Origin of the sequence: Xanthomonas sp. LF07-6 (assembly GCF_034105445.1) — a bacterium.
Taxonomy (GTDB): Bacteria; Pseudomonadota; Gammaproteobacteria; order Xanthomonadales; family Xanthomonadaceae; genus Xanthomonas_A; species Xanthomonas_A sontii.
Window position 1 is genome coordinate 77458 of record NZ_JAXGGI010000013.1, and the last position, 13840, is coordinate 91297.

13 protein-coding genes and 1 tRNA gene are annotated in these 13840 nt (G+C 70.4%); 10 read left to right on the forward strand and 4 right to left on the reverse strand.

Annotation, left to right across the window (positions count from 1 at the left end; all coding sequences use genetic code 11):
• Positions 1 to 56: 56 nt before the first annotated feature.
• From SLW56_RS17120 to SLW56_RS17135, 4 genes are all read left to right on the forward strand, one after another.
• On the forward strand, positions 57 to 200 hold the full coding sequence (locus tag SLW56_RS17120) for a hypothetical protein (protein WP_267113786.1): 144 nt from the start codon (positions 57 to 59) through the stop codon (positions 198 to 200).
• 151 nt (positions 201 to 351) lie between these two features.
• The gene (locus SLW56_RS17125; protein WP_295911413.1) at positions 352 to 2022 is read left to right on the forward strand and encodes a hypothetical protein; all 1671 of its coding nucleotides are present in this window, start codon (positions 352 to 354) and stop codon (positions 2020 to 2022) included.
• A 98-nt stretch (positions 2023 to 2120) separates the two neighbouring features.
• On the forward strand, positions 2121 to 3317 hold the full coding sequence (locus SLW56_RS17130; RefSeq protein WP_295911411.1) for a DUF3142 domain-containing protein: 1197 nt from the start codon (positions 2121 to 2123) through the stop codon (positions 3315 to 3317).
• Positions 3304 to 5517, forward strand: coding sequence for a hypothetical protein (locus SLW56_RS17135; protein ID WP_320695221.1), 2214 nt, complete (start codon positions 3304 to 3306; stop codon positions 5515 to 5517). The genes SLW56_RS17130 and SLW56_RS17135 overlap by 14 nt, the downstream gene beginning before the upstream one ends.
• A gap of 345 nt (positions 5518 to 5862) precedes the next feature.
• Here the strand turns inward: SLW56_RS17135 and SLW56_RS17140 are convergent, their stop codons facing one another.
• Entirely contained in the window at positions 5863 to 6168 is a 306-nt protein-coding gene (locus SLW56_RS17140) for a hypothetical protein (protein ID WP_017917333.1), read from the reverse strand.
• Between the two features lie 9 nt (positions 6169 to 6177).
• The gene (locus SLW56_RS17145; RefSeq protein ID WP_017917332.1) at positions 6178 to 6642 is read right to left on the reverse strand and encodes an STY0301 family protein; all 465 of its coding nucleotides are present in this window, start codon (positions 6640 to 6642) and stop codon (positions 6178 to 6180) included.
• Positions 6643 to 6877: 235 nt separating this feature from the next.
• On the opposite strand from SLW56_RS17145, the gene SLW56_RS17150 reads away from it, so the two are divergent.
• Complete coding sequence (locus tag SLW56_RS17150) at positions 6878 to 7060, forward strand: hypothetical protein (protein WP_192578921.1); 183 nt, start codon at positions 6878 to 6880, stop codon at positions 7058 to 7060.
• Complete coding sequence (locus SLW56_RS17155; RefSeq protein WP_267107409.1) at positions 7057 to 7401, forward strand: TonB-dependent receptor; 345 nt, start codon at positions 7057 to 7059, stop codon at positions 7399 to 7401. Before SLW56_RS17150 ends, SLW56_RS17155 begins: the two co-directional genes overlap by 4 nt.
• Before the next feature lie 153 nt (positions 7402 to 7554).
• On the opposite strand, the gene SLW56_RS17160 is transcribed toward SLW56_RS17155, so the two are convergent.
• Complete coding sequence (locus SLW56_RS17160; RefSeq protein WP_320695222.1) at positions 7555 to 8739, reverse strand: hypothetical protein; 1185 nt, start codon at positions 8737 to 8739, stop codon at positions 7555 to 7557.
• 388 nt (positions 8740 to 9127) lie between these two features.
• On the opposite strand from SLW56_RS17160, the gene SLW56_RS17165 reads away from it, so the two are divergent.
• The 4 genes from SLW56_RS17165 to SLW56_RS17180 all read left to right on the forward strand — a co-directional run bounded on the left by SLW56_RS17165 (position 9128) and on the right by SLW56_RS17180 (position 12971).
• A tRNA-Cys gene (locus SLW56_RS17165) sits at positions 9128 to 9201 on the forward strand.
• 192 nt (positions 9202 to 9393) lie between these two features.
• A complete protein-coding gene (locus SLW56_RS17170) occupies positions 9394 to 10683 on the forward strand; it encodes a divalent metal cation transporter (protein WP_051064800.1) in 1290 nt (429 codons plus the stop codon).
• Positions 10684 to 10830: 147 nt separating this feature from the next.
• Positions 10831 to 11415, forward strand: a complete 585-nt coding sequence (locus tag SLW56_RS17175) for an SOS response-associated peptidase family protein (protein ID WP_017917329.1) — start codon at positions 10831 to 10833, stop codon at positions 11413 to 11415.
• 224 nt (positions 11416 to 11639) lie between these two features.
• Positions 11640 to 12971, forward strand: coding sequence for a sigma-54 dependent transcriptional regulator (locus SLW56_RS17180; RefSeq protein ID WP_295909424.1), 1332 nt, complete (start codon positions 11640 to 11642; stop codon positions 12969 to 12971).
• A gap of 77 nt (positions 12972 to 13048) precedes the next feature.
• On the opposite strand, the gene SLW56_RS17185 is transcribed toward SLW56_RS17180, so the two are convergent.
• Entirely contained in the window at positions 13049 to 13828 is a 780-nt protein-coding gene (locus tag SLW56_RS17185) for a TIGR04290 family methyltransferase (RefSeq protein WP_017912651.1), read from the reverse strand.
• Positions 13829 to 13840 lie beyond the last annotated feature (12 nt).

Consider the following 13840-nt stretch of genomic DNA (forward strand, 5'->3'; position numbering starts at 1 on the left):
AATCGGCGCCCGCCGGCGCTGCCGGGAGGCCCTGCAGGCGGCGAGGCACAGCGCCGATGCCGCCTCTCCTGTTCGATGCGCTGCCGCCGCGCGATCGCAGTGCCGTCGTGTGTCCGTTCTACGACCTGTCCTGGTTCGACACCGTCGGCCGCCAGCGGTTCGTGCAGTACAAGCAGCGCTTCTGGGCGGCGGCGCCGTAGCGGCGACGCAGCGTCGCCGGCGCCGGGCGCACCGCGGTCGCGGTAGGGAAAACCGCAACTGGCTCGTCTATCTACCGCAACGTCGCCCTGCGGGAGACGCTGCCGCGCGCTGCTGCCGGGTCCCGCACCGTCTTTCCAGAGCATCCGCTGCATGCAGACCCTGATCCAACGCGGCATGGCCGCCCTTCGCCAGAACGACGTCGACGGCCTGTACAGGCTGTGGTCCGGCACGACCGTGCTCAACCATCTGCAGGAGGCCGACCTCGATGTGCTGATGCAGCGCTGCGACGCCCGGATCCAGGCCGTGCCGGGCGACGCGGCGCCATGGCGGCTGAAGTGCCTGATCTACCTCGACCGCAGCGCGCACTTCACCAGCGACCGCCGGCAGGCGCTGCGCACCGTCGCCGAGTGGGCCGGACGTGCGATCGGCCTGGCCCCGCACGACGCCGAGGCGCACCGCCTGCTCGGCAGCGCGCACTACTGGCTGGACGAACCCGCATCGGCGATCAGCGCCTACCGCAACGCCCACGCGCTGCAGCCGCAGGTGGACCTGCAGGTCCGCCTGTTCGAGATGGAATCGCTGCCTGCCGGGCAGTCGCCGCAGCTGCTGCAGCTGGACTTCCGCGACGGCAACGCCTGCCACTACTACAGCGCCGGCGTCTCCATCGGCAAATGGAAACACGCCGGGATGGAGCCGGCCGATGCCGGCTACGTCGACGCGGTGCAGTTCGCCCTCTACGAGCACGGCACCACGCTGTTCCGGCAAGCCCTGGAACAGGGCGAGGCCGCCACCTGCAACACCGACACGCATACCTTCGCGATGTGCTGCAACAATCTCGGCCTGCTGTACCTGGACCGGGGCCTGTACGCGCAGGCGCAGGCCATCCTCGAAGAAGGGCTGCGCCACAGCCAGTTCCAGTTCCTGTACCAGAACCTGCGCGAGGCCTATCGCCAGCAGGGCATGCGCGCCGAGGCTGCGGATCTGGCGCTGACCCTGATGATGGACTACGAACTGGACACGCCGCTGTTCCTGGATTGCGCGCAGGCGGCATGCAGCCATCTCAACCATGTTGGCCGCCATGCCGACGTGCTGGAGATCGCCGATACGGCGCAGGAAGAGTTCGAAGCGCTGCCCGACGACGCCCAGGCCGATCCGGAACTGCTGCGGATGTATGCGCTGGTACAGGCGCACCACCGTCTCACCGCGGCGCGTGCGCTGGGCCGGCTGCAGCCGGAGCATGTGGATACCGCCCTGTCGCAGGCGGCAGCGGAGGCGAATCCGCACGACCTGGACACGCTGTTTGTGCACGCCAGTGCACTCGGCGAGGCGCGCGACTACCCGGCCGCGGTCGATGCCTACGCCTCTCTGATCGCCGAGGCCACGCAGCAGCAGGACCTGCAGGCGCTCACGCGCGCACGGCACGGACGCGGCTACCTGCTGCTGTACCATCTGCCCGACGCCAAGGCCGCACTGCAGGACTTCCTCGCCGTGCAGCGCGACGGCATGGACGACTTCTACACGCACTACTACCAGGCCAACTGCCATTACGTGCTCAAGGACTACCGCAGCGCATTGCCGGCCTGCGACGCGGCACGCGCCCTGCTCGACGACGCCGTGGTGCAGGCGGATCCCGGCTCGGCGGCGCAGCTGTACATGATGGAAGCCAATTGCCACATGAACCTCGGTGCCTATCCCGCGTCGGTCGCCGCCTTCGAGCGCTCGCTGGCGCTGCACGAACGTGCGGACGTGCGCGAGAGCTACGAGCTGGCCCGGCAACTGGCCGCCAAGCCGAAGAAGCGGCTGTTTGGGCTGTTCTCGTGATCGCCAGCGCATGAGCCACGCTTCGCACACTGCTCGCGCGAAGGTGCAGTGGCAACGCTGCGGCCGCGTGTGGCCGCGCGTGTCCTGACCCGGCCGTCGTGTCGCTGCGCTGCGCGCTGCTCGGGCTGAGTCTGCTGCTTGGTGGCTGTGCGGCATCGGCCCCGACGCCGCTGCAACACCAGGTCTACGTCTGGCAGCGGCAATGGAGTGGCGCGCACGCGGTGGCGCTGGCACAGACCCGCGCGGACTTCTCGACGTTGCGCGTACTCGCGCTGCAGGCGCATCCGCGCGCCGGCTGGGGTCCCGCCGCGGTGGATCTGCGGCAGCTCGCCGCCGATGGCCGCCCGGTGATCGCGGTGGTGCGGCTGGACGGGCAATTGCCGCAACTGGACGCGACCCGCATCGACGCCGAGGTGCTGCACGTGGTGCGCACTTGGCGCACCGCCGGCGTGGCACTGCGCGGCGTGGAGATCGACCACGACTGCGCCACCGCGCGCCTGCCCGCCTATGCGGCGCTGCTGCGGCAACTGCGCGGCGCGCTGCCGGCGGACCTGGCGCTGAGCATCACCGCCCTGCCCGCCTGGCTGGACAGTCCGGCACTGGCCCCACTGCTGCGCACGGTCGACAGCTCGGTGCTGCAGGTGCATGCAGTGAACGCACCCGCGGCCGGGCTGTTCGATCCGGCGCAGGCGCGACGCTGGACCGACCGTTACGCCCAGCGCAGCGCCACGCCGTTCTGGCTGGCCCTGCCCGCCTACGGCGTGGCCCTGATCGACGGCACCGACGCCGACGCCGCACCGCTGATCGAAAGCGAGGTGCCGCTGGCGGCGAGCGGCGCACGCCGCGAACTGCAGGTGTCGCCACAGCAGCTCGCCGCCTTCGTCGATGCGCTGCGCGCCCGTCGCCCGCCGCACCTGGCCGGCATCGTCTGGTTCCGCCTGCCGCTGCCGGGCGACCGCCGCGCCTGGCCGCTGGCGACGCTGCAGGCGGTGGTGCACGGACGTCCGCTGCAGGCGGCCGTGCAGGTGCAGGCCAGCGGCACCGGCCCGGTCTACGACCTGACGCTCGCGAACGATGGCACGACCGCGGCCACGCCGCCGCAGCGCGTGGTTCTGCGCGGCAGCGCCTGCGAAGCCGGCGACGCACTCGGCGATTACCGGCTGCAATGGCCGGCACCGTCGCCCCGCTTCGAACGCACTCGCGCATCCCAACCCCTGGCCGCCGGAGAACGCCGTGCGCTCGGCTGGGTCCGCTGCCGCCGCCTGCACACAGGTGCCATCGATGTCCTGCCGTGATCCCCGACCCGCGGCCACGCCTGCCGCCGCGCTGATGCTGCTCCTGCTGCCGCTGGGCGGCGCCCGCGCCTGCGGCCCGGAGTTCCCGTACCGCCTGCTCGACGATCGTGCCGGCGCGCTCGCGAAATTGCCCGAAGGCAGCTTCGCTCGCGAAGTGCAGCGCCTGGGCGCACCGATCGACGGCCTCGGCCGCGCCGGCACGGCGACCCTGCCGCGCTACTGGGACGCCAGCGCGCAGTTCCCGCAGCAGCGCGACGACGTCGAACGCAGGCAAGTGGGCACCGCGCGGTTCGCCCGGATCGAACAACTGCGCGCGCTGGACGACGCGCAGCAGGCCGAGCGCGACGGCGCCGACCTGCCGCCGGAACTGCGCCTGTACACCGCCGGCGCGGTGGCGTTCGCGCAGGGCCGCTATCCGTCGGCCGCGGACTACTTTCGCCAGGTGCTGGCCCTGCCCGAGGCACAGCGCCGGGCGCGCAGCACGTGGGCCGCCTATTCGCTGGGACGCAGCCTGGCGCTGGCCGCCGACGGCGCGCTGGCCGGCGATGCCGTGGCGCAGCGGCAGTCGTACCGGCAGCAGGCGCGGCAGGCCTTCCAGCAGACCCGCGCGTTGCGCCTGGCCGGATTCGACGATCCGCTGGAGCTGGGCATCGCCAGCCTCGGCGAGGAGGCGCGTCTGCTGCTCGCCGGCGGCGACTGGAACGGCGCGATCGGCCTGTACGCGGTGCAGGCGGCACAGGGCTCGGACACTGGCCTGAGTTCGCTCAAGCAGGTGGCCGCCGATCTCGCCCGCCGCAGCGATGCCGAACTGGCGCCGCTGCTGCGACAGCAGGCGGTGCGGCGGCTGTTGATCGCCCGGCTGCTCAGCGACAGCCACGCCTTCGATGCCGACTCCGGCAGCGTGCTGACCTCGACGCGCTTCCTGAGCCTGTTGCAGGACGCCGCGGGCGATCCGATGGAAGACGCCGACCGCCTGGCCGCGCTGGCCTATCGCCAGGGCGATTACCCCGGCACCGCGCGCCTGCTCGCGCATGCCGGCGACAGCGGCCTGGCGTGGTGGCTGCGCGCCAAGATGGCACTGCGCGACGGCGACGCCGCGCGTGCCGCACAGGCCTACGCGCAGGCATCCCGGCGCTTTCCGCCGAACGAGGACTGGGGCACGCGCCGCAATGGCGACTGGAGCAACGAGACGCTCAAACCGCAGTGCCGCATCGAGGGCGAAGCGGCGATCCTGGCACTGCAACGCGGCAGCTACGTGGAGGCGTTCGCACAGCTGTACCGCAGCGGCGACCTCTACTGGGAAGACGCCGCCGCGGTCGCCGAGCGCGTCCTCACCGTGCCGGAACTGCAGGACTACGTGGATCGCCACGTGCCCGCCACGCCGCCGGCCGCCGCGAACGCGGCGCCGGAGTATTGGGAACGGACGCCGGCCCTGAAACTGCGTGAACTGCTGGCGCGCCGGCTGATGCGCGACGGCCGCTACGACGATGCGCTGCCCTACTTCGCCCAGCCCGAATTGCGCGAGGCGGCGCGCCGTTATCGCGATGCGCGGCGGCAAGGCACATCGGCCTGGACCGGCATCGGCCGCGCCGAGGGCAATTACCGGGCTGCCCTGATCGCGCGCCGCCAGGGCATGGAACTGCTGGGCTACGAACTTGGGCCGGACAACCGGGTCTACGCCGGCAACTATGCCGAAGCCACGGCGCATGCGCAGCTGCGCCCCGGCGGCCTGATCGCCGCGGCCGAAGCACAGCGCTGGAACGCCACCGCCGCGCAGCCTTACCGCCGCTACCACTACCGCTGGATCGCCGCCGCCCTGGCCGATCGCGCCGCCGACGACCTGCCCGCACGCAGCCAGGCCTACGCCGCCGCGCTGTGCCAGGCGACCGACTGGCTGATCACCCTCGACCCCGCGCAGGCGCGTCGGTCCTACCAGCGCTATGTCGCGCACGGCGCACTCAATCCGGTGCCTGGCAAGGCCTATGTGTTCGGCGTGGGCGCCTGCGAGACGCCGGATTTCGAGGGCGCGCGGCGGCGCCTGTGGATCGAGCGCGGCCAGGCCGTACGCCAGTTCGTGCACACGCAACGGCTCGCCCTGGGCGCGGCCGGCCTGGCGCTGCTGGCCGCGGCAGGCTGGCTGGTGCGCCGGCGCATGCAGCGCAAGGCGCGGACAGTCGCAGCGCAAACGCCGCAGGACTGAGCCTGCGGCGCGGGTCGGCCGCGCTCCGCGCACGAGCGCACTGCTTGCCACCACCGGCGAAATCGTCAGGCCTGCACTGCGCCGCTCCGACCAATTCCCAATCCCGACTCCCCAATCCCGAAGGTAGGGATCGCCGCCCCCGCTCGTCTCTTCAACAGGACTTTCCTGTTTACCGCTGGAATCGCGTCGACGCACGCGGCGCCGGCCGCTCTGCCGTCCTGGACGACCGTTCTCCCGATGCAGCACCGCAGCACGCGCGACAAGGACGTCACCGCTCGCGGCATGCGCCGCGTGGCGTTCACGTGCCTGCGTCAGTCGCGCAGACACGCGGCCTTGAGACTGCGCTCAGTTCCTGCAGTACCAAGCCAGGCAGGCGATCGCCAGCGCAACCAGGCAGCACAGGCGCACGCTGCGGCGGCGGCTCAGCAGCGCGTGCACGCCCTGCAACAGCACCAGCACCGCCAGCACGCACAGGCCGACCAGCCGCCCGTTGCCGCTGTCCTGGAAATTGGCGGAGGACAACTGCGGATCGGCACCGTCCACCCATGCGTACGGGCGACCGGACACGGCGTACAGCAGCATGCCCAACGCATAACCGCTCCAGGACAGCACCTGCGCGGCGATCGCCACGGCCTTGCGCGCAGCTGCCATCGCGCGGCCTCACTCGCAGACGAACAAGGTGCCGGCAACCGGATCGGCACTGCTCGGACGCAGCGGCTTCGCTTCGCAGCGCGCGACGTCGCCGACACGCCGCGAGACCTGCACCCTGCCGTCAGGCCCGTATCCGCACACCAGATAGAGGCCATGCGGATCGGGCGCATCGAAGCGCCAGACCGACACGCCCGCATCGCCGGGGCGGCGCGCGTCCTCGTTGCTCGGCACCAGCGCAGCCATCTCGCGCGGCGGCCCGGAATAGACATTGCTGGAGAACAGCCGCATCGGCGGCGCGGCGGCGAGATCGACGCGGACATCGGCTGGCACGTCGGGACTCTGCAGCTGTGCCTCGGCGATGCGCAGGCGTTCGGGGCACTGCAGCATCTCCCTGGCCGCGGCGGGCGCAGCGGACACGGCGATGAGCAGCGGCAGCGCGCAGCGCGCCGTGGCAGACATTCCCTTCGACACCATCACACGCTCCCTGTCGACTGCAGGATCGAGACCGGCAAAGACCTCGGCCTTCGCCTCGCACGCCCGGCGGCACAGCCGACCACTGCTGCAGGCCACATCGCCAGGCCGCGCATACGGTGCCTCCGACATCGCCAAAGGTCAACGCGACGACACGACGCGCAGCCGACGTCATCGCGCGCGCTGGCGCCATTCTCTGCGTCCCCCCCCGCCTCATCACCCGCAAATGCCGGTCGGCATGACCGCCAACTACGCCTACTACCTGGACGAGGTGAAGGGCAGCACCAGCTGGAACCCGTTCGAAGGCATCCGCTGGCAACCGATCCCGCCCACATCGTTTTGCATGCGCATCGGTCCGCCGCCGCAGCGAAGGAGTCGCCTGATGTCACCCACGTTAGCTGCACACCGACCGTGGAAGTGACCGCCAGCAGCAACCCGCGCGAGCTGGGCAAGCCGCTGTCGGCGGTGTCGCGCCACGCCGCGGCACTGTGGGCCGACTACCGCTTCGACAGCGGCATCCGGCTCGGCCTGGGCGCGCGCTATACCGGCGCCAACCGTGGCGACCTGGACGCCGCACGCGCCGAAGTGCCGGCGTTCACCCTGTTCGACGCGCTGCTCGGCTACGACCGCGACCGCTGGAGCCTGGCCTTGAACGTGCACAATCTCGCCGACAAGACCTACCTCAGCAACTGCGACGCCTACGACAACTGTTACTACGGCGAGCAGCGACGCGTCATGGCCACGGCCACGTATCGCTGGTGAGGCAGCGCGGGCGCGATGGCAGCCTGTGCCATCGCGCCCGCGTCTGCTGCAGGTCGATGCGCAGGCTGCGCCTCGGGTGCCGCTGGCGGCATTGCATGCCAGGCAGACAGGTCTGCCACCGGCAACCGGCGACTGCGGGCGCGACGCAGCCCCTCAATCGCCCGGTTGCGTCGCCCTGAAACCCGCATGCCCGCAGGCCGCGTCGTAGGCGTAGTCGCCCGCGGCGAGCAGGTGACGGCCGCTGTTGATGTGCGCAGGTGGCGTCTTCAGCGGACCGCGCCACTGCGCGCTGTCCGGGGTCGCCGCCTTGCCATCGCCGACCGCAAAGCTGTAACCGAACACCGATTGCCCCTTCGCGTCGACGACGTCGAGCCGCAGCTGGGTGGCATCCGGCACCACGCGCGTCGGATGGCCTGACATCTCCACGGTCTGTTGCAGGCTCGCGGGCGTGGCCGGCGGCACCACCGGGTTGAGCATCATGTAGGACACGCCGGTATCGGGCAGCAGCTTGCCGCAGACGCGGTAGTCGCTGCCGCTGCCGGGAAAGCTGGCGCAGGCACTGGGCGCCTGCCAGTCGCCCGGCGCATCGGCGGTGGCGGCGCCGCGCTGCAGCGATACCAGTGCGAATCCTTTCAGCGCCGCCTGGCTGACGCCCAGGGTGATGCCCTTGGCACTGACGATGTAGCCGGGGCTCATGCGCTGCGCGCGCATCTGCGCCAGGTTGAGGAACGGATTGCGCGCGGCATCGACGCCGCGGTCGTAGCCCACGCCCATCATGCCGAAGGTCGGCGAGATGGTGCTGCAGTTGCGCAGCACCTGCGTGCTGCTGCTCAGCGCAGGGCTGCCATCGTAACCGGCGCAGGTGGCGGGCACCTGTGCCAGCGGCTTGGGTTGCCTGGCCACGCTGGCGACATCGCAGGTGCACTGCGCGGCCAGCACGGTGATGCGGTCCACCCGCGCGGCGGCGCGTTTGCCGTCGGGCGAGACACCGAGTTGCATCGGCACGTCCACGTACTTGCCGGGGTGATATTTGCTGTCGCTCGAGTAAAAGATGTGGCCGGGCGTGCTGGACGCGTCCCAGGCACTGCGCAACGCGTCGCTCAGCGGCACCACAACGCCGGTGGAACCGGTATCCACCTCCAGCACCTGACTCCCCTTGCTGCGGCCGTCGGCATCGCTGCCGAGCTGCACCCGCACCTGGTAAGCGAACTTGGGCGTGGCCTTGGAGGCCAACGGCAGGTCCACCGTCTGCGTCTGCAGCGCGCAGGTCTGCGCGGCGGCGGTGGCGCTCGCGGCCAGGCAAAGCACGGTGCCGCTCCAGCGTGTCCATCGGTTCATGGCGATGTCTCGGTTGGGTGTGGCGTCATGCTAGAGCGCGGCAGCACGGCGATCGTGCGCGAATCGGCGCGAGGCGGCGCTTGTCTACTGCCACCGGCATGGCGCTGTGGTCGGCATTCCAGTCGCGGCGCGGCGCGACGTGCGCATGCAAGGCCCTGCATCCAGCGGCTCGGCAATGCCTGCGCCCCGCGCAGTGCAGGGTTGCCAAGCCGTGGTGCTTGGTACACAATGCAGTCCGTTGCGCGCCGGGCTGATTCAAAAACATCTTTTGAATCAACGCGTTGGACGAGAGCCGCAAGGCAGCGTCCGATTCCCGCGCCAGGGCCCCGGCAGCGGGGCTTTGTTTTTGTCGGGCGCCCAGGGCGTTGCGGCAAGACGTCAGTCCACCGGCCTGGTGGCAGAGTGGTTATGCAGCGGACTGCAAATCCGCGTACGCCGGTTCAATTCCGACCCAGGCCTCCATCTTGTTTCGACGCCACGGGCCGCTTGCTGCGGCCCGTTTGCGTTGGTGGCTTGCGGTGCGATCGCCTGCCCCACGCAGGCGCCGCGATCGCGCTGCACCTGCCCGCCTTCACTTCGCGTACGCAGTACCGCCGACGCCGCATTTAGACCGGCCTGCATAGGGTCGATGTTCCGCCCGACCTGCCGATCGCGATGACCCCACCCGCCGCGCATGCCGAGCCCGCGCCTACCCGGCGGCGCGTGCTGTTCCGTCTGCTGGGGTCCGGCGTGGTCACCGGCGCCGCCGACGACGATCCGTCCGCCATCGGCACCTACGCCAGCGCCGGCGCGCGCTACGGCTTCGCGTTCCTGTGGATCGCGCCGGTGCTGTTGCCGATGATGTACCTGGTGGTCTACCTGTCGGCGAAGCTGGGGCGGGTGACCGGCAAGGGGCTGTTCGCGATCATCCGCGACCGCTATCCGCGCTGGGTGCTGTACCCGGCCGTCGGGTTCGCCTTCGCCGGCAACGTGATCGAAGCGGCGGCCAATCTCGGCGGCATCGGCGCGGCGCTGAACCTGCTGATCCCGCTGCCGGTGCCGGCGATCGTGGTCGCAGCGGCGCTGGCGATCTTCCTGCTGCAATTCTTCGGGTCCTACCGCCTGCTGAAACGGATCTTCCGCTGGCTGGCGCTGGCGCTGTTCGCCTACGTGGCCGCTGCGCTGCTGGCGCGCCCCGACCTGCGCCAGGTGTTGCGCGGCACCTTCGTGCCGTACGCCGAGTTCAGCCGGGAGTATCTGTCGATGATCGTCGCCTGCATCGGCACCTCGTTGTCGGCCTATATCTTCACCTGGCAGTCCAACCAGGAAGTGGAAGAACAGATCGCCGCCGGACGGCGCAGCGTGGCCGCGCGCCAGGGCGCCAGCGCCGGCGAACTGCGCCGCACCCGTCGCGACGTCCTGGTGGGCATGCTGTTCTCCAACATCATCCTGTACTTCATCCTGCTCTCCACCGCCGCCACCCTGCACCGCTCCGGCCAGACCGAGATCGCCACGGCGGCACAGGCCGCGGCCGCGCTGGAGCCGTTGGCCGGGCCCGCGGCCAAGTGGCTGTTCGCGCTGGGCGTGGTCGGGGTGGGCTTCCTGGCGGTCCCGGTGATGACCACCGGCGCTGCCTACGACCTGGTGCAGGGCATCGGCCACAAGGGCAGCCTGCACGCACAGCCGCGCGAGGCGAAGCTGTTCTACGCCACCATCGCGCTGGTCACGGCGATCGCGGTGGGGCTGAACTTCCTCGGCGTCAACCCGATGAAGGCGCTGGTGCTGTCGGGCATCGTGCAAGGCATGACGGTCCCGCCGTTGCTGTTGCTGATGATGCGGATGAGCAACGACCGCACGCTGATGCGCGGCCGCGTCAACAGCCGCCTCACCAACGCGCTCGGCTGGATCACCGTGACGGTGACCTTCGCCGCCGGCGCCTGCCTGCTGGTCACGCTGCTGCGGTAGGCGCGCAAAAGCTGCGCGACTGAAAAACTTTCGCTGGCGCGCGCCGCTGGCTGCGCGGCGCAGGGCGCAACGACGCACTGGGAGGGAAGAAGAAGATGCTGGCACGCGTCCTGCGTTCCCAAGGCATCCGCTTTCGGCCGCACCGCGATGATCCTCAGCTTTCTGCAATCCCGCCTGCCCGCCTGGCCGGTGCAGGATCCCGTCACCGCCGGACGTACCAGCGAGATCGCTGCCGGCCAGCAAGCGCAGATCCTGGTGCTGTGGGGCGGCGAAGTGCGCAACGAGCGCGCCCTGTTCGGGCGCCGCGATGCGCCGCAGGATCCGCTGATCACCAGCGAACGTCGCGAACGCGCCTGGCAGGGCGCGCAGACCGCGGTGTGGGAAACGCAGCGCTGCCTGGTGCCGATCGCCGGCTTCCGCAGCGCCGACGCCGCGCGTGGCGGCCCCTGGATCTGCGAAGACCCGGGTCCGCTGTTCGCCGCCGGGTTGCGCAGCAGCATGCAGACCCAGGAGGGCTTTCATCTCTCCTGCTTCTCACTGCTCACCGAGGCACCTGCAGTGCCCGCACTGCCGGACGAAGTGCCGGTCCTGATCGGCGCCGACGACGTCATCGAATGGCTGTACCTGGATGGGCAGGACGCATTGCGGCGACTGGATGTCGCGCAGCAGCGGCGCTTCGTCAGCGTCGATGCCCTGCTGCGCGGTCCGTTGCCACCCGAGCGCATGCATTGAGCGCAGCCGCGCGCGGTCGGGAATGTGCCGGATGCCGCAGGCAGGATGCGGCGTCGCGCACAGGCGGTGCTGCAGAGCTGCTCCATGGACGCGCGCGTTGCACACATTGCTGAAGCGACCCGAATCCGCTTCAGCATGATGAGGGCTCGAATCAGGACGTTTTCGCCTTGCGCTCACACATGCGGAGGACGATGGAATGACCTGATTCGCGGAGTACAACCCGCATGACCAAACCCCTGCTTGCGATCGTGGATGGCAACAGTTCGTTGTCGGACCATGTGTCCACCTTCTCTCAGCGCCGCGGCCTGGCGCTGACCCGCCTGCCCTCGCTCGAACACGCGCGGCACTGGCTGCAGCAACAACGCGCCGACCTGCTGCTGCTCGACGGCGACGCCGAGCGCGGCGCGGCGATGGACCTGATCAACGGCCTGGCCGGCCGCTCGGACGCGCGCGTGGTGCTGCTGGCCACCGAGGCGCAGATGCCGAAATGGCGCGGGCTGGCCGGCGACAGCGTGGAGCTGCTGCAGCGGCCGCTGCCGTGGACGCAGTTCGACGGTCTGCTCGATCAGATCCTGTGCCGCCTGCCGCCGCGGCGCGGGATGGCACGCTTCGGCCTGGTCGGCGAATGCGCGGCGATCGCGCGCGTGCAGCGCGACATCGCCCGCGTCGCGCCGTTGGACATCTCGGTGTTGGTCGCCGGCGAAACCGGCACCGGCAAGGAACTGCTGGCCAAGGCCATCCACGAGGCCAGCGGCCGCAGCGGGCGCCTGGTCGCGGTGAACTGCGGCGCGATTCCGCCGGAACTGCTCGCCAGCCAGCTGTTCGGCCACGAGCGCGGCAGCTTCACCGGCGCCAACCAGCGCCACGCCGGCTATTTCGAACAGGCGCAGGGCGGCACGCTGTTCCTGGACGAGATCGGCGAGATGGCGCCGGAACTGCAGGTGTACCTGCTGCGTTGCCTGGAAACCGGCGCGATCACCCGCGTCGGCAGCGACGCGGAAGTCCGCCTCGACGTGCGCATCGTCGCCGCCACCCACCGCGACCTGCTGGGCGAGGCCAGCACCTTGCGCCGCGACCTGTATTACCGGCTGTCGCAGTACGTCATCGAGTTGCCGCCGCTGCGCGAGCGCGGCGACGACGTGCACCTGATCGCCGACACGCTGCTGGACACGCTCAATCGTCGCTATGGGACCAGCAAGCAGTTCGACACGTTCTCGCGGACCGTGCTGGGACGGCACCGTTGGCCGGGCAACGTGCGCGAACTCTCCAGCGCAGTGACGCGCGGCTATTACCGTACCGACGGCGAGGTGGTGACCATCGAGCCGCTGCTGCACGGCGAGGTGCCCATGGCGCAAGACGTGCCTTGCCACTGCGGCAACACCGGCGACGCGGTGACGTTCCGCGTGGGCACGCCGCTGAAGCAGATCGAACAGGAGATGCTGGTGCGCACCCTGCGCATCACCGGCGGCGACAAGTCCGCGGCGGCGCGCAGCCTGGGCATCAGCGTGCGTACCATCTACAACCTGATGTCGCGCGGCGACCGTGACGTCAACTGAGCGCGGCAGGGCGCGCCGTCGCGGCGCGCCCTGCCGGGCGATCTGCAGCCACGGCGGTCAGTGCGCGGCCGGGCGGATCAGTCCAGGCCGCAGGCCGCGCGCAGTTCCTCTTCGATCGGTGCGACCTGGCCGGGCGGCCGCTGCTGCGGCCGGCATAGGTAGGTTTCCTCGGCGATGCGCGCGTCCACCGCGAACCCCGCGCTGCGCAGCATGGCTTCCACGCCGGCATGGTTCGGTGCCCACCAGTTGGTGGGATCGTCGGCCAGGCGATGCTCGATGAAGGCCATCTTCGGCCAGCCGGGCTCGCACATGCGCCCGCGCTCTAGCATGCCGATGTCGCGCGGCGCCGGATAGACCTCCTCGCCGGGCATGGTCATGGTCTGCAACACCAGCATGCGGCGACACAGGCGACGCACGATGTCCAGGGCCAGCAGCGGATGCCGCAGGTGGTACAGCACGCCCATCATCCACACCAGGTCGTACTGCTCGGCTTCGCGCGCCAGCGCATACAGCTGCATCTGCCGGAAACGCACGTGGCGCTCCAGCCCGAACTGCGCCGCTGCCCATTGCGCCTGCCGCAGGTAGTGCGGATTCATGTCGATCGCCACCACCTCGGCGCCGCGCCTGGCCAGCTCGAAGCTGTAGAAGCCGGCGTTGCAGCCGATGTCCAGCACCCGCCAACCGCGAAGATCGGCCGGGACATGCGGCGCGATCTGCCGCCACTTGCAGGCCGGGAAATCGCCGTACGGATGCGTCGGCAGGGTCTGCCGGCCATCGGGCAGGTGCAGGTTGTGGAACCACGGCCCCAGCGCCTGCATCGGATCGACCGGGTCGAGGGACGGAACGGCGGATTGCATGGCGGTCTCCCG

Coding starts and splice junctions, on each gene's coding strand:
- SLW56_RS17120 (WP_267113786.1), top strand. CDS start 57: ATGCCGCCTCTCCTGTTCGATGCGCTGCCGCCGCGCGATCGCAGTGCC.
- SLW56_RS17125 (WP_295911413.1), top strand. CDS start 352: ATGCAGACCCTGATCCAACGCGGCATGGCCGCCCTTCGCCAGAACGAC.
- SLW56_RS17135 (WP_320695221.1), top strand. CDS start 3,304: ATGTCCTGCCGTGATCCCCGACCCGCGGCCACGCCTGCCGCCGCGCTG.
- SLW56_RS17140 (WP_017917333.1), bottom strand. CDS start 6,168: ATGGCAGCTGCGCGCAAGGCCGTGGCGATCGCCGCGCAGGTGCTGTCC.
- SLW56_RS17145 (WP_017917332.1), bottom strand. CDS start 6,642: ATGGTGTCGAAGGGAATGTCTGCCACGGCGCGCTGCGCGCTGCCGCTG.
- SLW56_RS17150 (WP_192578921.1), top strand. CDS start 6,878: ATGACCGCCAACTACGCCTACTACCTGGACGAGGTGAAGGGCAGCACC.
- SLW56_RS17160 (WP_320695222.1), bottom strand. CDS start 8,739: ATGAACCGATGGACACGCTGGAGCGGCACCGTGCTTTGCCTGGCCGCG.
- SLW56_RS17170 (WP_051064800.1), top strand. CDS start 9,394: ATGACCCCACCCGCCGCGCATGCCGAGCCCGCGCCTACCCGGCGGCGC.
- SLW56_RS17175 (WP_017917329.1), top strand. CDS start 10,831: ATGATCCTCAGCTTTCTGCAATCCCGCCTGCCCGCCTGGCCGGTGCAG.
- SLW56_RS17180 (WP_295909424.1), top strand. CDS start 11,640: ATGACCAAACCCCTGCTTGCGATCGTGGATGGCAACAGTTCGTTGTCG.
- SLW56_RS17185 (WP_017912651.1), bottom strand. CDS start 13,828: ATGCAATCCGCCGTTCCGTCCCTCGACCCGGTCGATCCGATGCAGGCG.